Consider the following 22,914-nt stretch of genomic DNA (forward strand, 5'->3'; position numbering starts at 1 on the left):
CAGCTTACGCATACCCCATCGATCGCATCGTTTCGTCGACTAGTTTCAGCTCGTCGGTGTTATTGATCGAAAGCGATTCGCAAGGCTGCAAGACCGCAATCGCTTCGACTGGTCGCCCGGCTTCACGAAGCAACTTGGCGGTATCGGTTAAATAGTACTCGCCTTGAGCGTTATCATTGCTCAATTTTGAAAGTGCGTCCAACAGGTCGGGCGTATTGAACAAATACGTACTCATGTTGACTTCGGTGATCTTGCGCTGTTCGTCGGTGGCGTCTTTGTGTTCGACGATCCCGGTGAACTCACCCGCCGCGTCTCGCACGATTCGCCCCAAACCCTCGGGATTTGCTTTTTCGAGCGTGCCGAGCAGTAATGCGGGCTTGGTTTCGCGAAAATGATCGAGGCACTTTTTCAAGCTGGTCGATTGAATCAATGGCGAATCGCCCGCAACGACGATCGTCGGCCCCGTCTGCTTTTCGAGTGCAGGGCGACAGATTTGGACCGCGTGACCGGTGCCGAGCTGCTCGTTTTGGTGAGCAAATTCGATATTGCCGCCGCGGCTGGCGAGCTCTTTTTTGACCGCGTCTGCTTCGTATCCAACGACGATAATCTGTCGTTTGATGCCCGCGTTTTCGAGTGCATCGAGCACGAAGTGGATCATCGCACGGTCGACCACAGGGCAGAGAACTTTAGGCAGGTCACTCTTCATTCGAGTTCCCTTGCCCGCGGCTAACACGATGGCACAAGGCTCGTCAAAAGCGTCGTTCGCTTGAGCGTTTGTCGATTCAGACATGAGTAAATAGGAGATTTGGATGGGTTTGAAGGAGATTTCGATAGCTGAAGCTACTGCCCCACCGCGAACCGCAAAAACGCAAATGGCAATTTTCGGCCCGCCGCCGGCACACATGGTCGCAAGTCGTCGCGAATCAAACAAGCCGGTTGAGAAATGTTCGTCGTCGATCCCTCGCCACGTTGCCCGATGTGCGGCCACACCACCACGGTTTTCCAGAAATTTCTGGTAAACTAAGGGCCGAAATGAACGAAAATCATAAATCCAAGCCGTTATTGCTGATCGCGATCGTTGGGACGCTTGTGGCCTGTGCCGCGACCGGAATCGTTTTGCTGCAAACGATCCAGCCGGGCAACGATTCCTGGTTCCCCAAGTGCCAATTTTACCAGACCACGGGGATTCATTGCCCCGGATGCGGTGCGACACGAGCCGTAATGGCACTGCTGCATGGCGACATGCTGCTGGCGTTGCGGAACAATGCGCTGCTGATCCTGGGCGGTCCGCTGTTGGTGATTTACATCGTCCGCCAAAACCGACGCCCAAATTTCGATCCGCGAGCCTCTGTGCGGATCGTGCTGATCCTAGTGACGGTGTTTGTCCTCTTTTTCGTCGCTAGAAATATCCCCTCCCCCACAAGTAGCCCGTTCGCGCCAGTGCCAGCAGCAAAGTAACAGTCGCCAATAGCAAAGTAACCGGCGCCAACAGCAAAGTAACTGGCAGCCTGTCACCGCCCCTACACCGCTTCGTGTATAAATAGGAACACAAAATCGCTCTTCACCGCTCACGATGATCATCCATGCCAGCGACCGCAACGGATCCACTGCTAAGCCCTGAATTACTCGGGCGACTCGAACGTTTGGAACTTGTCTCGCGCAAAGTCTTTCGTGGACGCATGAAAGGCGAACGCCGCAGCCGACGCAAAGGGGAAAGTGTCGAGTTCGCCGATTTCCGCCACTACGTCGCCGGCGACGATTTGCGGCTGATCGATTGGAATCTGTACGCGCGACTCGACCAACTGTTTTTGAAACTGTTTCTCGAGGAAGAAGACCTGCACTTCTTTTCCTTGATTGACGCCAGCGAATCGATGAACTTTGGCGACCCCACCAAACTTCGCGTTGCGAAACAGATGGCGGCAGCTCTCGGTTACGTCGGTTTGTGTCGCGCCGACCGCGTGAGTGTTTCGGTGCTTGGTCCCGAAGGCCGGCGGGCCCCGATTCTCCGCGGGCGAGCCAGTCTATGGAAAATGCTGGCGTATCTCGATTCGGTGCAAAGCGGTCATAACGTTTCACTGCACGACGGCGTTAAAGAGTTTGCCATGCGGGCGACCGGCACCGGCGTCGCGGTGCTGCTAACGGATCTTATGGACAAAGAGGGTTACGAATCGGCACTGCGGATGTTGATCGGACGACGGATGGATGTGTTCGTCATGCACATTCTGTCGCCCGAAGAAATTGATCCGCCGCTACGTGGCGACCGCAAACTGATCGACGTCGAAGACCGTGACGAAGCCGAGATCACGATTAATGCTCATGTGTTGAACAAGTACAAGGAAACCGTTCAAGCGTTTATGAATTCTGCCAAACACTTTTGCTCCAAGCGATCGATTATTTACATTCCCGTTCGCACCGACACGCCGGTGGAGACGATTGTGACTCGCTATCTACGTGAGCGCGGGGTGGTGCGATGAGCTGGATTTCAACGCTGACGCCATGGCATTGGGCACTGTTTTCGCTCATCCCGATCGGCATCATCCTGCTGTATTTCTTGAAACTGCGCCGTGAAGCGGTTGAGGTTCCGAGCACGTTTTTGTGGAAAAAGACGATCGAGGATCTGCACGTCAATAGCTTGCTGCAGCGACTACGGCGTAGCATTCTGCTGTTTCTACAGTTACTGATCGTCGCACTCGCGGCATTTGCAATGTTGCGTCCAGGCGTTCGTGGCGAAACATCCAGCCAAGGCCGCTTGGTGTTTTTGATCGACACCTCAGCCAGCATGCAGACGACCGACGTCGATGATGACGCCAATCGTTTTGAACGGGCCAAACGATTGGTATCCGAACGGATCGAAGCGATGTCCGATAGCGAAACCGCAATGTTGGTCTCGTTCAGCGATCGTGCCGAGGTGTTACAGTCGTTCACGTCCGATCGTAACCGGTTGCGTGACGCGCTTTCGCGTGCCGAGGTGACCAACCGGCCGACCGATGTGCTCGGTGCATTGAAGGCAGCCGACGGACTGGCGAACCCGCGGCGGACCAGCCAAGCCGGTGATGTGAACGACGTGCAAGTCGCCGACGCGATGCCAGCGGATTTGTTGTTGTACAGCGACGGAGGGTTCCAAACGGTAACCGAGTTTGACCTCGGGAATTTAACGCCAACCTACATCCCGATCGGTTCGGGCGATGTGACCAATTTGGCCATCACAGCGTTTTCCGCAGAACGAAACATCGAAAAGCCCGAGCAGGTTCAGATCTTTGCCACGATTTTGAATTTGGGCACGGACCAAGCTTCGGCAACCGCGACGTTGACTCTGGACGACGAACTGCTTGATGCGTCGAGTGTCGATTTGCCTGTCGGTGAACAAGCGGGTTTGTCGTTTTCGATCGAAAGCGAAGAAGCCATCTCGTTAAAACTCGCGTTGGATATCAAAGACGATCTCGCGGTTGATAACGTTGCCTATGCGGCATTGACGCCGATGCGAAACGTTTCGGTGTTGGTGGTCACGCCGGGGAACACGCCTCTTGAAATTGCACTTTCGACCTCGAAGGCGGGCAAGATTTGCCAGTCCGAGTTTGTGCCGCCGGAATACATGTCCACAGATGCCTACAAACAGCGGTCCGCGTCGGGTAACGATGACTTGATCATCTACGACCGATGTTCGCCTGAAACGATGCCACGCACCAATACGTTTTTCATTGGCGCGTTGCCGAGCAACAAAGTTTCCAACACCGATGGCACTCGCAGTGATGCATGGAAATGGAAAAGTGAACCATCCGGTGTTGCATTGATCGACATGGATCGCACCCATCCCTTGATGCGGTATTTGGAATTGTTTTCGTTGTTGATCTTCCAAGGTCGCTCGATGGAGGGCCCGGCCGGCAGCACGGAATTACTCGGTGCCGACATCGGCCCAATGCTGACGATCGCGCCGCGTGATGGATACCAAGATTTGGTGTTGGGATTTGAGTTGATCAGCAAAGACGCTGACGGTGCGACGCAGACCAATACAAATTGGTACGCCGAACGCTCTTGGCCTGTGTTTGTCTTGAACGTGCTGCGTTACTTAGCGGGAGCGGCCGAAGTCAGTGGAGCTCCCTCGTACACGCCCGGTGACACGGTGCGTTTGCGAGTCGAAAGTGCAATCAGCAACGTCGACGTGCAGCGATTAGGCGACAAACCCATTTCGATCCCGGTCGGTCCATCGGGAGTGACAGAGATCGTCGAGACCGATTCGCCTGGCAATTACCGTGTGAAATCGGGCGAGCGTATTGTCGATATGTTCTCGATCAACTTGTTTAACCGCAGCGAGAGTACGATCGCCGCATCTGAAAGCATCGAACTGGGCTACGAATCAGTCGAAGGCAAAGTCGCGGGAGTCGAAAAACGCCAAGAGTATTGGCGATGGTTATTGCTCGGCATGTTAGCTATTCTGGCGACCGAATGGTGGGTGTTCGGACGCCGAGTCGGATAGTCGTTGATCGCTCGGGACGTGAAATGTATTACTGACGGATGTCTATGCTAGCAAAGTCGCGGCGGGACAGGAATGGAAATTGCGGCCCATGTCTGGAGTGTTCAATCTATTTCACTTCAACATCCACGGAGGATGGACATGATTCAAAATGATTCATTACTGGCTCCTGAAAAGGAGGAACAAATCAAGGCGGTTTTCAACTCCCTTTCCGAGAAAAACAAGCGGCGTTACGCTGCCTCCCTGTCTTTGGCCCTGCCACATGGCGGGTGTGAGTATCTCAGTCAACTTCTAGGTTGTTCGCATTCCACTATCACTCGTGGGCGAGCTGAACTTGAGCGTCTTAGCAATGCAGACGACCCCGCAGAAGGTAGAGTCCGGAAGAAGGGGGCCGGACGACCAAAAAAGAAGAGGCTCATCCGGAGGTTCTCGATGAGTTAGATGAGATTCTCGATGAGCGAACCGCAGGAAGCCCAACGGACTGTACCGTTCACTGGACTTGTCTTTCCATCAGCGAAATCACGAAACGATTGTGCGAGGCTTGCACTTCCATCTCTCGTCCTGTGGTGGCTCGTCTGTGTCGCGAGAGGAACCTCCGAAAGCGACAACAAGTCAAATCGGTGACCAAAGCTCCCAGCCGTAACCGTGATGAGCAGTTCGGCATTATTGATCAGATGCGAAAGCGGTTTCGCCGTACAAAAGACGCGGTTCTGAGTATCGACAGCAAACAGAAAGAACTGCTGGGTAACGTCCATCGACCGGGTGAAGTTCTTGCCGATGGTCCGATTGATGTGCTCGATCACGCGCTGCCTTCTTACGCCCAAGCGGAGGTGATCACCCACGGGATCTACGCTCCACAACAGAATATTGCCCACATGAATCTAAACACCAGCCATGACACTGGAGCCTTTTCTTGCCATAGTCTGGGATGGTTTTGGAAACACATCGGCCGCCAACTGTTCTCCACGGCTGATCGAATCCTTGTGCTGCTGGACTGTGGTGGGAGCAACAGCAATAAATCAAGTACTTTTAAGTGGCACTTGGGACGTTTGTCAGCTGAGTTCGGGTTACCAATTCAGGTGGCGCACTACCCGGTTTTTTGTTCCAAATACAACCCTATCGAACGTCGCGTTTTTCCGTGGGTCGAGCGGGCCTATAGCGGTCAGCTCTTTACAGCACTTCGGGAGATGGTCATGGCAATTGAATCCCGGGCCACAACCTCAACAGGGCTCGTGACAACCGGCCACATCATCCAAAAGTCATTTACGCCAGCATCACGGAAACAGATCCAACGCACCAAGGACCCTCCTGTAGAATACCTCACGGATCTGCCGGAATATAACTACCGGCTTACACCAGAAATGCATCAACAATAGATTTCACGTCCCCCGCGATCATTACGTTGGATCGCGGAGCGATCCACGACATTGATTCCAACGTTCGTCAATAACGGTAGTCGGCGCCATCGCGACTTCGCTGGCAACTCGCTTCGATTTCGGCTAGCTTTTGACTCAGAGCCGAAAATCGTTCTGGCGATGTTGCCGCCAGATCGTTTTGCTCGTATGGGTCTTCGCTGAGATCGAACAAACGAATCTTGCCGTCTTTCTTCGCTTCTTGCAGCAATTTCCAATTCCCCGAAATGATTGCCTTCCCATCAATCCCACCTTGCAGACGACGATAACCGAAGAATAGCTCTCGCTCTTGCGTCTTGACCTTTTCCGTCAATAGCGGCATCAGATTGATCCCGTCGATCGGCAGCGAAGACTTGATTGCCGACTCGACCTGACAGGCATTTGCGATGGTGGGCAAAAAGTCCACAGTCGAACAACGCACATCGGTCGTCGTGCCGGCCGGGATCACGCCAGGCCATTCTGCACAGGCCGGAACCAACAACCCGCCTTCGTACATCGTGTGTTTGTGTCCATGAAACGGACCCGCCGACGCGACACCCTTTTTGGCCAGACTATCAGCAGGGCCGTTGTCACTACAGAACAAGACGAGCGTCCGTTTCTCGATGCCGAGTTCACGCAGCTTGGTACGCAAGCGACCAATCTGCTCGTCCATCGCGGTAATACAGCCGTAGTAGTTCTGCCGCGAGCTGCCGAATTTCTTGTAGCGTTTTTTGTATTCTTCACCCGCTACCACCGGTTCGTGTGGGGCGTGGAACCAAACCGTTGCGAGAAAAGGCTTGTCCTTGCTGGCTTCGATAAACGGGATCACGCGATCCATGATGATACGACTATCGTCGCCCTCCATATTCTCGGCAACATCGTTTCCATCTTGGACATAGGGCAAACCGCCTTTCCATGGTTTGCCTTGCTCGTTCCCCCAACTGCTCCAGCCCTCGGGTGTCACCGTTGGGTTCCATGTGGGCACGGCGCTTGTGGTGGCAAAATAGTGATCGTACCCATGGTGCGATGGCGGCGAGTAAAACCCTCGCGTGCCAACGTCGTCTGGTTTGACCCAGCCGATATGCCACTTGCCAAAAAAGCCGCTTCGATAGTGTTTCTTTTTCAACAATTCGGGAATCGTCGTTTCTCCCACACGCATCCCACCGGTGTGTGCGGCGAGAATCCCATAACGAAACGGATACCTTCCCGTCAAGCAACTTCCGCGAGTCGGCGAGCATAGTGGAGCAGCGGCATAGAAGCGGTCCATCCGCATGCCACCCGCAGCCATCGCGTCGAGATTCGGAGTATGAATGTCTTCGTTGCCATTGAATCCGACATCACCCCAACCTTGATCGTCGCTCATCAGCATGATCACGTTGGGAGGCGTCGAATCGGTGGACGGTGTTTCGGTATCCGCTTTCGCTTGGCCTGTCACGCCAAGGCAAAGCAGGCCAACCGATAGCGACACGATGTGAACGACTCGGCGGTTCATTATGGGATGTTTCATTTGATGATTTCACCTTCAGTCAGAGTGTCGATCCATTGAGCATGCTGGGCTTTGATCTTATTCAATTCAGGGCGATCTGCCAGGTTATTCCACTCGTTTGGATCCTTGCTGTGGTCATAAAGTTCTTCGGATCCGTCGCGATAGCGAATGTAACGCCATTTTTCCGAGCGAACGGTATGGTTACCCGCTGTCGTCGATGTCAAAGCAGGTCGATTCCATGAGGCATCGGGGTTTACCAACAGTTCACGAAAGCTCAGGCCTTGCAGTTGTGCAGGAGGCTCAAGATTGCAAAGTTCGGCGAGCGTCGGAAAGATGTCGATCAATCCAACCGTGCGGTCACACGTGCTTCCATCAGCGGACATTCCGGGCACATGTACCGCAAGAAAGCTGCGCGTGGATTCTTCCCATGGCATCCATTTTCGCCAGTGGTGTTTTTCGCCGAGATGCCAACCATGATCGGACCAAAGCACCACAATCGTGTTGTTGGCATAGCCGCTGTCTCGCAGATGCGACAGAACTTGCCCGATGCAATCGTCGGTCAACGCCACACAAGCGTGATACGCATGTACTAGTTCACGCCGATAGGTAGGGCTGTACTGATCCACCGCGTCGTCAGCGATCAGATCACTGCGGTCAAGAACCCACCGCCGTCCAATCTCAGGAACATCATCTAAGTCGTTTTCAAGCACGACCGGTATCGTCAGTTTTTCACGATCGAACTGGTCGAAATATCGCTTCGGTGCGGTCATCGGGGTGTGAGGCTTATAGAAGCCCAACGCCAGAAAGAATGGTTTGTCGTGTTTTTGATCCAACTGCGTCTTGGCCCACGCTGCGACTTGTTCGTCGGGCATTTCGCCTGGCTCGACGTCCAACGCAGCCCACGCCAACGAATCCTCTGCCCGATCGCCGAAACGCTCCGTGAACTGTCTGCCGTTGGGCGGTTCAGGTCCCCATCGCAATGTCTTGGGCCCAACCGTATCCCAGTAGGCCTTTTTGCCATGGTCGTTGTGATAGATCTTGCCCATGCACATCGTTCGGTAACCGTTCTGCTGAAACCACACTGGCATCTGCATGGCAGATCGATAAACCGAACCCGCACGCTTAAGACTGTTTCCATAGATCCCGGTCGTGGATGCATACATCCCTGTCAGAACTGAGGTGCGTGATGCGTTGCAAAGTGCGACTTGGCAATGAGCGTTGCGAAACAGCACGCTATGCTTTGCAAAGTCGTCCATGTTTGGCGTTTGGGCATCGGGATTCCCGCCCAGGCATCCCACCCAATCATTCAAATCGTCGACAGCGATAAACAGGACATTCGGAGGTTGGTCGGCAACGATCTCGGCTTTCTGCGGCTTCGCTCCGGAGTCATCGGCTCGTGAATCAGGCAACGCCCAACCGCCATAGCCGCTGGCCAAGGCAAGCCAAACCATTAGGAAGCGTGCCACGAAGAATCTCGGTCGATTCCATGCACCACGGTGAATGTCGTTGCTAAAAAGAGTCATAGGGTCACATCGACGGATTAGGTATGCGGGTCAGAATCAAGCGGCGGCGAGAATGCTGATCGATAGTATGAACGAAACTGTTGACAAGTGCCGCTACGACAATTTATTTTCCGTTGCTCACCGGTGGACGGTTGTCGATCCTCTTTGGCACCCGCGTTTTTCATTTCTAATTCCCTAATTTGGAATCAATCCAACGACAGCACGACATCCGGAGCGGGTTCGAAACGGAGCTCGTGGACTCTTGCGTCGAGTTCGTCGCGGACTACCTTAATTGCTGTCAGCTTTTCGGCTCGTTCTCCTTCATCGTTGGCCCGGTCGGCTGTCGTTTTTACTCGATTTTCAAGGTCAGCCGTTTTTGAAGACTGCATTCCGAACTGTTTTCGTGGCCGCCTCGTTGGTGTTGTTGTCGCCTCTGCATTCTGGGGCGGAAACGATCACCGTCAAAGCGAAAGCAAAACCACCGCACCGCTGGAAAGAACGCCCGACCCGGTCGGTGGGCTCATTGGAAAACTATCGAGCTCGCACGATTCAATGCAATCAGTACGGCAGCCGTCTCGACCAGCAAGAAGAGCACACCGGATTTTTCTATACCCTTGAAAAGGATGGTCGTTGGTGGATCATCGATCCTGATGGGTTTCGTCACATCAACCGTGGCATCGTGTCGGTCAGCATTGGAACAGGCCCAGCCCAGCGAAAGGCGTTTGATCAGAAATTTCGAAGTGAATCCGATTGGGCGAAGCGGACGGTCACGCTACTTCGTGATCATGGTTTCACTGGAACCGGCGCTTGGACGAACGATGAACTGATTCAAAACGCCAGCGATGGAGTTTCGTACTGCGTCAACTGGAATTTCATGACCACATTTAGCAAAGGGCGAACAAAGCGTGGCTCGGGGCATGCCAATTATCCCGAAAACTGTATATTGGTCTTTGATCCAGGATGGGAAGCGTTTTGCACCAAACATGCCCGCCAGCAGATCGCTCGGTACAAAGAGGATCCCAATCTGCTTGGCCATTTTTTTGATAACGAGCTGCCGCTGAAACCAGGAATGATTGATCGTTATCTTCGGCTCGATGAAAAAGATCATGGATATCTTGCCGCGATTTCCTTTCTGAAAAATCAGCATGGCCAAGACGCAACGGTTGACGATTTGACGGCAACCGATCGCTATAAGTTTGATGAACTGGTGATGGAAAAGTACATCGGCACAGTTGCTAGAGCGATCAAGAGTGTCGATCCCAACCACATGTTGCTCGGTCCAAGGCTGTATTCCAGTAACGCGTCACTGCATGTCGTCGGCAAGTATGTGGATGCGTTCTGTTACAACCTCTACTCACAATGGTCACCCGCACCGAAAGCCAGTGCGCTTGCGGCGGAGGTGGGCAAGCCGCTCATCGTTACGGAATACTATGCCAAAGGGATGGACGCGGTTGGCCTTACCAACCAGAGCGGTGCGGGATGGTGCGTGCCGACCCAAGCGGACCGTGGGTTGTTCTATCAGAATTTTTGTCTCGATTTGATGCAATCGAAAATATGTGTCGGCTGGCATTGGTTCAAGTATCAAGACAACGACCCCACCGACACCAGCAAAGATCCGTCCAATCTGAATTCCAACAAGGGAATTCTCGACAATCATTATCAGCCCTACGTGCCACTGCTGGATCAGATGAAGGAACTAAATAACGATGTCTATTCCTTGATCGACTATTTCGACAATCAGGCGACGATATCGGGTACGGGCAAGTAGGTGTTTTCAGTTGTTCGCACTTACCAAAACTAGCGTTCGACTGGATGGATTTCGACAGAACACCCCCCTACAAAGACAGCATTTAAGAACTGCGAGATCTCTCCGCAGGCGGCCGACGAAGGGTTCTGCGATTGCGAATGCTTCTGCTACAATACGGTTCGTCACCAACTCACTTTTCCCCATTCGGGTGAAACGCATCCATGTTCGCTGCACCGCACTTTCGCTTCGCCCTGCTAACGATCGTCGTCTTGTCGCTATCGGCCGGCACAGACGCCCAAGAGCGGCGGGCACCGAAGCCGACGTTTAGTGAAGGCGATACTCGCGGCGTTTTCTTTGATTCACTCGATGAAGCGTTCCGTGACAAGCGTCCCACATTGGCGACGATTCGCAAAGCATCCTCGGCCGCTGCGGTTGCTGCCGTGGCGTCCAGCGATGCAGGTGAGATTGAAGAAGCCGGCTCCGGCGGTGGAGGTTGGGCCAAGTTGATCGCTCCGAATTCGCTCGAAGACGAAATCAAGCGATTGAAGCTTCACTATGACGAAGTGGTCTCGACTCCCGGAGCGTTTAAAGGGGGCGGTTACCAAGATGCGCGTTTGGACTTGTCGATTCTGGCAACACTGTTTGCGATCATCAACGACTACGCCGGCGACGTACGCTGGAAAGACCAGGCAGCGGCCGCTCGTGATTTGATTGCGCGAACGGCGTTCAATTGCAAGGCTGGTTCGGCTCAGGTCTATAACGAAGCAAAATTGCGAAAAGCTGACTTGCAAGACTTGGTTGCTGGCAGCGGGCTGGCCAATCGCGACGCCGAGCCGGATAACGACTGGTCGATGATTGTCGACCGATCGCCATTGATGGAGTACGCCGAATTGCTGAAAGACAAGTTGAAGCAGGCGAGTCGCGACAAGAAGTCGACCGAAGAGAACGCCGAGCAAATCCGGCGCGACGCGCAACTTCTAGCTTCGGTTGGCAAGGTGTTGACGAAAGAGGGGCTGGATGATGCCGAGGATGACGAGTACGTGATGCTCAGCAACAAGATGTCGACAGCTGCCACGGCGATCGCAACCGCGATGGAATCCAAGACGTATGAAATCGGCCCTCTCGTCGGCGCCGTCACCCAAAGCTGTGACGCCTGCCACGAACAATACCGTTAGAGTGCAAATCTAAAGTTGCTTCTGTTCTTGTGAGCCGTGGGCCGTAAGGCACCGGGTAATGGCGTGGGACCCGGCCGCTCACGCGTCACGGCTCACTAAACCGACAGCCCGCGGTTAGCGCTCTCGGCTCAGGTGCGTAGGGCCGGTTCCTTGTATAGACCGGAGACATGGGTGGCGCTTTTCCGGAGACATGGGTGGCGCTTTTTTACAGTAATCATACTTGTTCCTTTTAGGAGCAAGTATGGGCTGGAAAGAGTTCAATCGAGTGTCCCAACGAGAAGAGTTTGTCCGCTTGGCAGAGGCCGACGGAGTCAATTTCAGCCGGTTGTGCGAGCGGTTTGGTATCTCACGCAAGACCGGCTACAAGTGGCGAGAGCGTCACCGAGCTTGCGCCGAAGAACCTTTGGTGGATCGCTCGCGAAAACCTCACCGATTCCCCACACAGACGCCCGCGGAGATCGAGCAGAAAGTGCTGCAGATCCGCGATGCTCACCCGGCCTGGGGCGGCTTGAAGATTCGCAAGCGGCTCAAAGTCATGGGTGAAAAAACGCTTCCTTCGCCCAGCACGATTGCCGCTGTCTTGAAGCGACATGATCGCATCAGTGACGCTGAATCGGCCAAGCGAAAGCCATGGACGCGATTCGAGCGAGAGCGTCCCAACGAACTGTGGCAAGTTGACTTCAAGGGCGAGTTCGCGCTGAACAACAAGAGCTATTGTTACCCGCTAACCCTGCTGGACGATCACTCCCGGTTTTCACTGGGGATCCTCGCTTGTGGGAATCAAACGCGGCAAACGGTGCAAAGTCATTTTCGCAACGTGTTCGCAATTTACGGGCTTCCACACGCGATTTACGTCGACAACGGCAACCCGTGGGGCGGTAGTCACTTGATGCGTCACACACGTTTCACGGCGTGGTTGATGCGTCACGATGTGGAAGTGATTCACGGTCGTCCACACCATCCTCAGGGCCGCGGCAAGCTGGAGCGATTTCATCGCACGCTCAAACTCGAAGCCCTGCAGGATCGCTCACTGAGCACGCTGGCGGAAGCTCAAGAGTGCTTTGATCTTTGGCGAGACGTCTACAACTTGGAGCGTCCTCACGGGGCATTGGATTTGGAAACACCTTCGCAGCGATACCAAATCAGTGAGCGACGTTTTCAGGAGAAAACGGATCCGTTCGAGTATAGCGAACGCTACCAAACACGCCGCGTCAACAGGGTTGGCCAGTTCCGTTGGAAGGGGAAGACGTACCGCATCAGCGAAGCATTCCAGGACCATCCTATCGGCTTGAGTGGGACTCAAACGGACGGCGTTTGGGATGTCAGTTGCTGTCGTTTTGTGGTGGCCCAGATCGACGAGCGGACTGGCGAAATTCGACGTCACCAGCCTCGCGGCTGAAGTTCGCTTGCGCTCACTTCAGCCGCGAGGCTGGTGAGCGAGGACGGGGAAAGCTATGCTTTCTCCGCCCCCCGCTGTCTTGTTCAAAGCGCCACCCATGTCCCCGAACGAAATATTCCTACCGGCCGATTCTATCGATGCGTTAAGGAGGGCCGGTGGGAACCGGCCCGACTCACACGGTGTGATCCAGAATAAGCCTCCTCACACCACTCACTTGATGTCTTTCTCGGAGACTGGTTTACAGAGGTACGCTTTCTCTGACGCCGTGCGGCCGCATTTCTTGCAAACGTAGGTCGACGAACGGGCTTCCGCTAACAACAGGGGTAGCGAATCCTCGATCTCGCGACGATCCCATTTGCAGATCGCTTTCTTCTTCTTTGGCTTCATGGCGGTCAATCCTGGCGAGTGACGTCGGTCCTTAACCGACCTATTGTAATCTCCCCGCCCCACCCAAAGTCATTATTTCGGGCGATCAAGCTCGCGATGATTCTTCCTTACAACACAGCGGGGCCTGCGTTTCGAATCGCTTCACTCGCTCCCGACTCGAACTTTTTAAAGTTGTCGTGGAACAAGTCGGCTAATCGTCGTGCACTGCTCTGATAGGCGTCCGCGTCGGCCCAGGCGTCCGCAGGCCACAACACTTCGCTCGGTAAATCGCCGCAGGATTCTGGAACCTCAAAGCGGAACACGGGATCCGTTCGCGTGCTGGCAGATGACAATGTACCGTCGTGAATGGCGTCAATGATCCCGCGAGTGTGCTTGATACTCATGCGTTTACCCACGCCGTAGGGGCCACCACCCCATCCGGTGTTGACCAACCAAACGTGGCTGCCATGTTGGCGAATGCGATCGGCCAACAACTCGGCGTATTTCGCCGGATGCCAAACCAGGAACGCGGCTCCGAAACAAGCACTGAAGGTCGCGGTCGGTTCATTGACGTTCATTTCTGTACCTGCGACTTTGGCGGTGTAGCCGCTGATGAAATGATACATCGCTTGCTCAGGCGTCAACTTTGCCACTGGTGGCAGCACACCAAAGGCATCACACGTCAAAAAGATAATATTTTTCGGATGGCCTCCGACGCAAGGAAGCTTTGCGTTGTCAATATAGTCGATCGGGTAAGCGACGCGAGTATTTTCGGTAATCGACGCATCGTCGTAATTGACCTCGTGCGTGGTTTCGTCGAACACGACGTTCTCGAGTACGCTGCCGTAGCGGATCGCTTGGTAGATTTCGGGTTCGCTCTCTGCGCTCAGGTGGATGACTTTCGCATAGCAGCCGCCTTCGATGTTAAAGACGCCTGAGGATGTCCAGCAATGCTCGTCATCGCCAATCAGCCGGCGGTTTGCATCGGTCGAAAGCGTTGTTTTGCCGGTGCCCGACAGACCGAAGAATAGCGACACGCTGCCTTCGACCGATTCGTTCGCACTGCAGTGCATGCTGAGCACCTCTTTCTTGGGCATCAGATAGTTCATCACGGTGAACACGCCCTTCTTCATTTCGCCTGCGTACTGGGTTCCCAGGATCACGAACTCGCCATGCTTGAACGACAAGTCGACGCTCGTCGTGCTGGTCATTTGCGCCGTGTAGGGGTTGGCGGGGAACGAGCCGGCATTAAAAATGGTGATGCCCGGTTCGCCGAACGTTTTCAGCTCTTCGGATGTAGGACGGATCAGCATATTGTGCATAAACAGGGCATGGTACGCACTTTCGGCAATCACGCGGATTTTTATCTGGTGGTCCGGGTCCCAACCTGCGAACCCATCAAACACAAAAATTCGCGAGCGAGTGTTCAGATAGTCGATCGCCCGTTGGCGATTGATTGCAAACGAGCGGTCGGTCAGCCGGATATTGACATCGCCCCACCATATATCGTCAGTGCTTTCGGGTTCATCAACGATTCGTTTGTCTTTGGGACTTCGCCCGGTCTTGTCACCACTACGAGTCGCGAGGGCTCCGGAGGCCGAAATCGCGGCGTGTTCATCGATAATTGCGTATTCGTACAATCGAGCCGGCGTCGCGTTGCGAATCACGTCCGAAACATGGATTCCGTACTCTTGCAAATCGATTGGATTGACACTCATCAGTAGCTCTCGCAAATACAGGGTAATCGTCAGGCAACATCGTACGGGGTACGCGAGCATTCGCCAACTCGGTACAAAATTGACGGCTGGAAACACGCACATAGCGATGGATAAGGGCGCGTCGTTTGCAACGGCATGCTGTGACCCTTCGCGGATCCAGCCCCACATCATCGCGACGCGCAAGCTCGCCCCCAACGGAAAAACAACTTGAGCACGGATTTTATCTCAGTTCGCGGTTGTCGCGTTCATAACTTGCAAAACATCGACGTCGATATTCCTCGCGGAAAATTGGTGGCGTTCTGTGGCGTTTCGGGTAGCGGCAAAACCTCGCTAGCCATCGATACGCTGTATGCCGAGGGCCAGCGTTGCTATATCGAAAGCTTCTCGGCGTACACTCGCCAATTTTTGGCTCGGTTGGACAAGCCCGATTGCGACTCGATCGACGGTATCCCTCCGGCGATCGCAGTCACACGCGCCGGCGGATCGAAAACCAATCGCAGCACCGTCGGAACGACGACCGAGATCGCCGACCACTTGCGGTTGCTGTTCGCGAAAGCAGCAACGCTGATCTGCCATAGCTGTGGCAATCCCGTTCGCAGCGATGACCCGGCGGTGGTTGCCGAAGAGATGCTGCAATCCGCCGACCGCACGCGGGCGATGATCACGTTTCCCGTTTGGTTGCCCGACCGACAAGCGGCCAGCGAGATTTTGCTGGGACTGCAGCAAGACGGCTACGTGCGTTTGGTCGTCGGCGAGCAAACGTTTCATCTTTCGGATTCCGACCGATTGACGCTCGCGAAAAAGGTGGGGCGAAAAGGAATTGAGTGTTTCGTGATCGTCGACCGAGTCTCGGCGGACACCGAATTGACGCGGTTGACCGAGTCGCTGGAAAACGCGATGGGCGAAGGACACGGCCGCGCGGTAGTCTTTTCCGAAGCCAACGACGACTCGGCAGCGGAATCCAATGGATCCGCAAACGTCGTCGAAATTGATTCGCGTTCCTGGTTGCGGCGAACCATCAGTCGCGATCGACGCTGTGACGCATGTGACATCGATTATCCCGATCCGGTGCCGCGGTTGTTCAATTTCAATAATCCGCTAGGCGCGTGCCCGACCTGTGAAGGGTTTGGCGACGTTGTCGATGTCGATATGGACTTGGTCGTGCCCGACAAATCGGTGTCTCTGTCCGACGGCGCGATCGCACCTTGGAACACGCCGTCGTACAAGCACGAATTGACGGAACTGCTGGACCTCGCCTCCGACTACGACATCCCGGTCGACGTGCCCTATTCGAAGCTAAAGAAAAAGCATTTGAAGTGGATCATCGGCGGCGTGCCCGACCGCAACTTTGGTGGACTCGATGGTTTCTTTGCCTGGTTGGATCGCAAAAAGTACAAGATGCACATTCGCATCTTTGCTTCGCGATATCGCAGCTACGATCTCTGTCCCACCTGTGATGGAAAACGTTTTAATCCGCTCGCACTCTCGTATTATGTCGGTGACAAGAACGTCGCCGACGTGTTGTCGATGCAAGCGGACGAAGCGGAAGCGTTTTTTGCGAATGTAAAACTGGAGAAACGTGAAGCCAAAATCGCGAAGGAGCCACTAACGCAAATCCGCGACCGCATTGGTTACTTGCAAACTGTCGGGCTCGGATACTTGCAACTCGACCGAACCCTGCGAACCCTTTCCGGAGGCGAGACGCAGCGGGTTGCTTTGACCGCGGCACTCGGCAGCAGTCTGGTCAACATGCTTTACGTGTTGGACGAACCGACCGCCGGACTGCACCCGGCAGATGTAGAGACGTTGGTCGGAGCGATCCTGGGGCTGCGCGATCGCGGCAACACCGTGATCGTGGTCGAACACGACGAGACAATGATTCGCACTGCGGATGAAGTGCTCGAAATCGGACCGACTGCGGGCAAATCCGGTGGCAAAGTGATGTTCCAAGGAACCACGAAACAGCTATTAGCCGCAAAAGACAGTTTGACGGGCCAATTTTTGACCGGCGAGCGTGGATGGACATTGCGAGACCGCGATGCACGTACGCCACGAGGCACGATTTCGCTCAAGGGCGCCAGCGGCCATAACCTGCAAAATGTCGATGTTGATTTCCCACTCGGCGTGTTGTGTCTAGTGACAGGCGTTTCGGGCAGCGGCAAAAGTTCGCTGGTTCAAGACACGCTGTACGGTGCGATCCGAACTCGCAAAGCCTCCGACTCGACACCGGCATTACCGTTTGAATCGATCACGGGGATTGGCCAGATCGATGAGTGCATGTTGATCGACCAATCGCCGATCAGCAAAAGTGCTCGCAGCTGCCCAGTGACCTACGTCAAAGCGTTTGACGCAATTCGCAAAGTGTTTGCCGACACCGTCGATGCGCGGACACGAAATCTTGTCGCCGGTCACTTTAGCTTTAACAGTGACAAAGGGCAGTGTCCGGAATGTGAGGGTGCTGGCGTTCTGCAAATCGACATGCAATTCTTGGCGGACGTGACGATGCGGTGTCCGAGCTGTCAAGGATCACGGTATCGCGATGACATTTTAAAAGTTCGTTATCGCGATCGCACGATTGCCGACGTGTTAGAGATGAGTGTGCGTGAAGCCGTTTCGTTTTTTCGTGGCGAAGAAAAAGCACAAACACGACTTCAACGTTTGATCGATGTCGGGCTCGACTACATCAAACTCGGACAACCCGGACCGACGCTATCCAGCGGCGAAGGCCAGCGGTTAAAACTCGCCGCGTTTCTCGCTTCGGCGTCGCGTCGAAGAACGTTGTTCATTTTGGATGAACCGACGACGGGATTACATTTTGCCGACATCGTGCGGCTGGTCGATTGTTTTGACGCTTTGATCGCCGACGGTCATTCACTGGTCGTGGTCGAGCACAATGCGATGTTGATGCAAGCGGCGGATTACATCATCGATCTCGGGCCGGGAGCCGCCAGCGCTGGCGGACGCGTCGTCGCCACGGGCACGCCAGCGGAGATCATCAAAAGCAAAGACAGCGTGACAGGCGGCGTATTAAAAGCCGCACGTCGAGCATAGTCGCCTTTCGCTCCGCGAAAGTAGCGTGCAGCATGGGATTCCCGTCAGCCGTAAGCCGTAAAGCACCGGGTCCCGCAGCAGACGCGGCCGCTTACGCGTCACGGCTCACAAAACATGGGACGCCACAGTTGCGCATGACGACGCTGCTTTTGCGGAGCAAAAGGCGACTTTGCACACTGAATTACGACGCGGCTGCGGCAGCTGCGATTTCTTTGGCTGAACGCCGTGTTCGCCGCCGTGGCTTGGCACTGGCCCATTCTTTTGTCATCGCTTCGAAGACATCAGGCGTTTCGTAACGCACCACCGTTTTGCCTTCGGGCATCGGTCCGATCAGTCCTCGGAACACAGGCATGCCACGTAGCTCTAGATCGGTACTGCAGTCATCTGTCCCGATTTGAACGTGCATCTTTAGAAGCGGATCACTCGTTGGATAATCATGAATCAACAACGAACCGTCGCGACCGCGTGCTACGACGCGGAAAGTGTCTTTTTTGGCCATGGTGCCTCCGGGAGGGGGTGGATGCTTGGCGCATTGAAATGGGAGATTAACTATTGCTTGGCCATAGGAACGCCGACGCGGACCAAGAGACACGCTGCGATAAAGGGAGGGCACCGCATTGTGCTTCATTCAGGACTGGTACGCGTCGACGTTCATTGACTCGCCGACATTATTTCGCTGTCCAAGACAACGAACCGAGGAGGGTGTTCTCGGGATGCTGCAAGAAGACCGGAGGAGGTCTGCCAGGCTAAATGTATTCATCGTCGCGTGAGGCGAGAAAGTCGAAGAAAGAATGCTGCGTCCGCGCACCAGGACGAACGCGTGCAACTTGCACAATGTGCTTCAGACGTCGTCACTGCACCAAGACGGCACGAACCCAACAACCGTGCATTGCTGCGACGCAATCTTTGACCGTTTGCAAGAAATCGCTTGACACTATCTGTAGTGGATCTTGCTAAAGATCCCGCATGCAGGATCTTTAACAAGAACCGCTACTGCCGCTCGTTTGCTTGGCATACGCCGCGATGGATCGACGCAATGCACAAGCCTGGAAGGCTATGCCTCGTTGTGCTACGGATGACAGGCTGGAAGCCTATCTCACAGCTTTTTATGGAAACACTTCGGTTTACGGAATCACTTCGGTTTGCACGCTGTCGACGCCGCCAGGGCCGCGACGGCTGACCGATTCCACATTCAACTCGAATGTTTGCGGTTGATTGCTACTCATCACGACATCGTACTCAACCGTCTCATTGGGACGCATCGATCGGATATCGGCTAAGTAGATTGCACCCGCTTTGACATCGAATTCGCCTCCGGTAGGACTCCGACGCTGTGTAACCCGTTCCACCGCCACACCTGGTGGCAAGTTGAACCGCACGCTGACTTCGCCATCCACTTGATCCGAATCATTTGTGACACGCAATGTGTAGCGAATCGGTTCGCCAACACGAACTGGATTGTCACGACCAAAAATCTCGACTTGAACTCGATCCGATTTCGCCGGACCTGATGGTAATGCCGGAGCCACTGGGCCTGTATCAGGCGATGGTGGCAGTTGGCCTGGACCACCGGGAATCGTCGGTGGCGTTGTCGCCGGCGGCAATAACGGTGGTGCGGTCCCTGAGGGTGGCGACGCCGGAGGGGCCCCCGCGACGATTGCGAAAACATGTTCGCCATTGGCGGATGTTCCGTCTCGAGCTACCGCCTCAACACGCACGATTGACTGCGGGTTGGTCGCCATCGCTCGGAATTGTCCTTCCAGTACGGCACGCTGTCCCGGATTCACGACGGGCACGTCCCATTGAATCACTGTTTGTCCCGCACGTGGTTCGGACGCACCTTCGGTGGCCTGTAGCAATTGTAGTTGTGGATCGTACTGCAACATCACTCGTGCATCGCGAATCGGTGTTTGCCCCGAATTGTTAACGTAGGTGCGTATCACAAACTCATCGCCGGTGGCAACCCGGTCGCGACTTTCAATCGAGACGGTCAAGGCGGGTGCATCGGGGATCGGATTGATCACGGTCACACATGCTTCGTTGACAGCACGTTGTCCACCGTCGGCAGTCGCTTCAAAGTTGACGCAGCGACGTCCCGACGCGGTCGGAATGAATGTGATGGTTGTAGGCCATGTCTCGCCTGGTTGCAGTGGACCGTCAGTCAACTCGTTGCCAAGTTCACGTGTGTTTCGTTCAGGATGCAGCATGTTCGGATCGCCAAAAGCTTTCAGTTTGACGTTGGTCAATGGACGATCGCCCGTGTTTTTCACATCGATATTAAACGTGACTTCTTCGCCCGCCTCGTAGCGTTCTTTTTCGGCTTGTGCGGTAAGCGAAAGCGAAGGCTGGAACACATCGACGCGAACCGTATCTTCGTCAAACAGTCCATTATCGCCACGAGCCTGGAATGTTAGATTTCCGGACGACTGTGACGTCACGTTCATGAACAAGTCCAATTGGGTCTTGGGTGGAATCGTTCCGATTTCCCAAAGCACGCTGCCTGGCAAGACTTGGGCGAATGAATCCGCGCTGACGGCGCGAGTTCCTGGAGGAAACTCGACCGAAACGCGGACATTATTCACAGGCTGGTCGCCTGGGTTCGAGACGTTCGCGACGACTTCGTAAGGAACGTCAAAACTGGCCACCGATGGAGCGCCCGCCCGGACAGCCAACTGGGGTGAACTCCAGGTGACAAAGGTTTGTCCGCGGCCGAGCGTCATCGTCGGCATATTATCCGAATCGCCACCCGGTCGAATGACTTGCATATCGACCGTGACAGTGCCGCTGGTACCCGCAACCGGCAGTAGCTCTACCGTTGCGTTGCCGTTTTCATCGACGACCGCTTCCGCGACCGACGAACCGTTGGTACCCGCAAACGTTGCGGTTTCGGGTTGTTGTACTTCGTAACGCACTTTCCATCCACGTGCAGGCAAGCTGCCTTCGGCACGTGTCACTCGAGTGGTCAAGGTAACAGGAGTTCCCGCAGGTACGATTTGTGACCCAGGGAATTGCCAGCGTGCGTCGATCCAGTAGATCGTTGCGGTGGCTTTGCGTTGATCCCAGCACTCGCTATCGGGTGCCAGAACCGTCACACGACTGGTGCCTTCACTTGGACTGCTGATTGAGATCCAAGTTTGGCCTTTTTCCAGTTGTACATCGTCACTGCGATCCAAGTTGCCACGGGTGATCAGCATGCGTTTTGTGCTGGTCAATCCGTGAGCGTATGAGGGATCATGTTTTTCAGGACGTTGTTTCTTTACCGTCAACCGGTGCAAAAGCCCCGGATCGTCGTCACCGACTTGAATAAACGTACCAACACTTTCAGGTGTTAACATCCACTCCAACGGTTGATTCATCTGCAAATAACCATCGGCCCCACAAACACCGGATAATAAAATAACTTCGCCGCCGACGGGAGCAACAATCTTTTGTGGGGTCAACAAAATGCAACCGCGTTCGCCCCGATCGGGCAAGCAGCGTGGATTGGTATTGGTGATTTCGTCACCGTACAAAATGGACGCAGGCCCAGTTTGGCACGAACCATTGCAGGGTGCACTTGGCACGCAAGCACCGTCGTCTTTGCAGTGCTTGCCTAGCAACGGGAACTTGGGTCCAGCTCCTAACGCTCCGGTTTCCGGAGTCGCACACGCAGGTGGGGCGACAGGTTCAGGAAACGCGGGTGTGGGGAAGGCAAAGGAGGGATTGGTCAGGCAGGAACCGAAGCCACGCAAGCAATTGAAGCACAGGCAGCTCTCACCAGCGGATCCAGGCAGTGCGAGTTCGGTTGTGGTAGGCAGGGGAGCGAACAAGCAGGAACCGGAGGGATCGATCGCAGGCAACCGCAATCGGCTGCAACCGCTGGCAACGGCGAAGATCAGCAAAACGGCAACGATCAGAACTTGCCGCAATGGCAAATTCCGGTTGCGATTCTGCTCGCTTCGTGCTGCGTTGTAGTTCATCGGCCTGCGTGGTGTTTGGATTCATTCCGGACACACTTTGTCCAAGGAAACCTAGCACGCAAGATGGGGGCATGATGCAAGAAAACAACATACTTTGTTGCCTAAACGCTACATCTTGCCGCCGAGTTTGACGGTTCTGCGGGTTTTGCAGGGGGAGAAGGGAGAAGGGAGCTGGGATCTGGGAGTGGGGAGTGGGGAGTGGGGAGTGGGGAGTGGGGAGTGGGGAGTGGGGAGTGGGGAGTGGGGAGTGGGGAGTGGGGAGTGGGGAGTGGGGAGTGGGGAGTGGGGAGTGGGGAGTGGGGAGTGGGGAGTGGAGAGTGGAGCAGCGTTAGCTGCGGCAGTATATAGCTGCGGGTGTAAACCCGCAGTTGGCGAACCAGAAACGACTCGAAGCCGCGATAGCGGCGGCAGCAAACGCTAACAACCAATCTGAACCGTCTCTTTCGTGACGGGCCGCGACTGCGAATTCAGCTAGGTACGAGTATTGGCGCGCCCATGCGGGGCGGCTTTTCCCGCCTATTCCTTCGTCAGCCTCTAGAAACAGGTTGCGGTTTTAAGGGTATCTTGAATTTTAAGACGGGAAACGCACGTAACATCGCGTTCTCAATCCCCGCTTTTACGTCCGTAAGCAAACACCGACATAGCCGTT

General features: G+C 54.8%; 15 protein-coding genes and 1 pseudogene. 8 read left to right on the forward strand and 8 right to left on the reverse strand.

The features are described from left to right. Positions 1-4 precede the first annotated feature (4 nt). Positions 5-790 (reverse strand): sugar phosphate nucleotidyltransferase, encoded by a 786-nt coding sequence (locus SH528x_RS13590; RefSeq protein WP_442511057.1) that lies wholly within the window; start codon positions 788-790, stop codon positions 5-7. A gap of 242 nt (positions 791-1,032) precedes the next feature. Here SH528x_RS13590 and SH528x_RS13595 point away from each other — a divergent pair, with 242 nt between their 5' ends. The 4 genes and pseudogenes from SH528x_RS13595 to SH528x_RS13610 form a co-directional block, all read left to right on the forward strand. Continuing rightward, positions 1,033-1,458: a DUF2752 domain-containing protein gene (locus SH528x_RS13595; protein WP_442511058.1), complete on the forward strand. Its 426-nt coding sequence runs from the start codon at positions 1,033-1,035 to the stop codon at positions 1,456-1,458. A 125-nt stretch (positions 1,459-1,583) separates the two neighbouring features. Continuing rightward, complete coding sequence (locus tag SH528x_RS13600) at positions 1,584-2,474, forward strand: DUF58 domain-containing protein (RefSeq protein ID WP_442511059.1); 891 nt, start codon at positions 1,584-1,586, stop codon at positions 2,472-2,474. Beyond that, entirely contained in the window at positions 2,471-4,474 is a 2,004-nt protein-coding gene (locus SH528x_RS13605; RefSeq protein ID WP_442511060.1) for a vWA domain-containing protein, read from the forward strand. Before SH528x_RS13600 ends, SH528x_RS13605 begins: the two co-directional genes overlap by 4 nt. Positions 4,475-4,866: 392 nt before the next feature. Beyond that, a pseudogene (locus tag SH528x_RS13610) lies at positions 4,867-5,847 on the forward strand (ISAzo13 family transposase); the annotation flags it as partial. 67 nt (positions 5,848-5,914) lie between these two features. Here the strand turns inward: SH528x_RS13610 and SH528x_RS13615 are convergent. From SH528x_RS13615 to SH528x_RS13625, 3 genes are all read right to left on the reverse strand, one after another. Continuing rightward, positions 5,915-7,369, reverse strand: coding sequence for a sulfatase-like hydrolase/transferase (locus tag SH528x_RS13615; protein WP_442511061.1), 1,455 nt, complete (start codon positions 7,367-7,369; stop codon positions 5,915-5,917). Further along, positions 7,366-8,814 carry a sulfatase gene (locus SH528x_RS13620; RefSeq protein WP_442511062.1) on the reverse strand — a complete coding sequence of 483 codons (1,449 nt, stop codon included), beginning with the start codon at positions 8,812-8,814 and terminating at the stop codon, positions 7,366-7,368. Before SH528x_RS13620 ends, SH528x_RS13615 begins: the two co-directional genes overlap by 4 nt. Before the next feature lie 242 nt (positions 8,815-9,056). Beyond that, positions 9,057-9,239: a hypothetical protein gene (locus SH528x_RS13625; RefSeq protein WP_442511063.1), complete on the reverse strand. Its 183-nt coding sequence runs from the start codon at positions 9,237-9,239 to the stop codon at positions 9,057-9,059. A gap of 14 nt (positions 9,240-9,253) precedes the next feature. Here SH528x_RS13625 and SH528x_RS13630 point away from each other — a divergent pair, with 14 nt between their 5' ends. The 3 genes from SH528x_RS13630 to SH528x_RS13640 all read left to right on the forward strand — a co-directional run bounded on the left by SH528x_RS13630 (position 9,254) and on the right by SH528x_RS13640 (position 13,171). Then, the gene (locus tag SH528x_RS13630; protein ID WP_442511064.1) at positions 9,254-10,618 is read left to right on the forward strand and encodes a hypothetical protein; all 1,365 of its coding nucleotides are present in this window, start codon (positions 9,254-9,256) and stop codon (positions 10,616-10,618) included. Positions 10,619-10,818: 200 nt separating this feature from the next. Then, positions 10,819-11,772 (forward strand): cytochrome c, encoded by a 954-nt coding sequence (locus SH528x_RS13635; RefSeq protein WP_442511065.1) that lies wholly within the window; start codon positions 10,819-10,821, stop codon positions 11,770-11,772. 265 nt (positions 11,773-12,037) lie between these two features. Further along, complete coding sequence (locus SH528x_RS13640) at positions 12,038-13,171, forward strand: IS481 family transposase (RefSeq protein WP_442511066.1); 1,134 nt, start codon at positions 12,038-12,040, stop codon at positions 13,169-13,171. A gap of 210 nt (positions 13,172-13,381) precedes the next feature. On the opposite strand, the gene SH528x_RS13645 is transcribed toward SH528x_RS13640, so the two are convergent. Continuing rightward, the gene (locus SH528x_RS13645) at positions 13,382-13,558 is read right to left on the reverse strand and encodes a hypothetical protein (RefSeq protein WP_339945272.1); all 177 of its coding nucleotides are present in this window, start codon (positions 13,556-13,558) and stop codon (positions 13,382-13,384) included. 107 nt (positions 13,559-13,665) lie between these two features. Continuing rightward, the gene (gene pckA / locus SH528x_RS13650) at positions 13,666-15,255 is read right to left on the reverse strand and encodes a phosphoenolpyruvate carboxykinase (ATP) (protein ID WP_442511067.1); all 1,590 of its coding nucleotides are present in this window, start codon (positions 15,253-15,255) and stop codon (positions 13,666-13,668) included. Positions 15,256-15,462: 207 nt separating this feature from the next. Here pckA and uvrA point away from each other — a divergent pair, with 207 nt between their 5' ends. Further along, positions 15,463-18,306: an excinuclease ABC subunit UvrA gene (gene uvrA, locus SH528x_RS13655; protein WP_442511068.1), complete on the forward strand. Its 2,844-nt coding sequence runs from the start codon at positions 15,463-15,465 to the stop codon at positions 18,304-18,306. A gap of 181 nt (positions 18,307-18,487) precedes the next feature. Here the strand turns inward: uvrA and SH528x_RS13660 are convergent, their stop codons facing one another. Then, positions 18,488-18,805, reverse strand: coding sequence for a hypothetical protein (locus SH528x_RS13660; RefSeq protein ID WP_442511069.1), 318 nt, complete (start codon positions 18,803-18,805; stop codon positions 18,488-18,490). A 625-nt stretch (positions 18,806-19,430) separates the two neighbouring features. Further along, a complete protein-coding gene (locus tag SH528x_RS13665; protein ID WP_442511070.1) occupies positions 19,431-22,265 on the reverse strand; it encodes a hypothetical protein in 2,835 nt (944 codons plus the stop codon). Between the last annotated feature and the right edge of the window lie 649 nt (positions 22,266-22,914).

Origin of the sequence: Novipirellula methanifontis, assembly GCF_052161655.1 — a bacterium.
Taxonomy (GTDB): domain Bacteria; phylum Planctomycetota; class Planctomycetia; order Pirellulales; family Pirellulaceae; genus Novipirellula.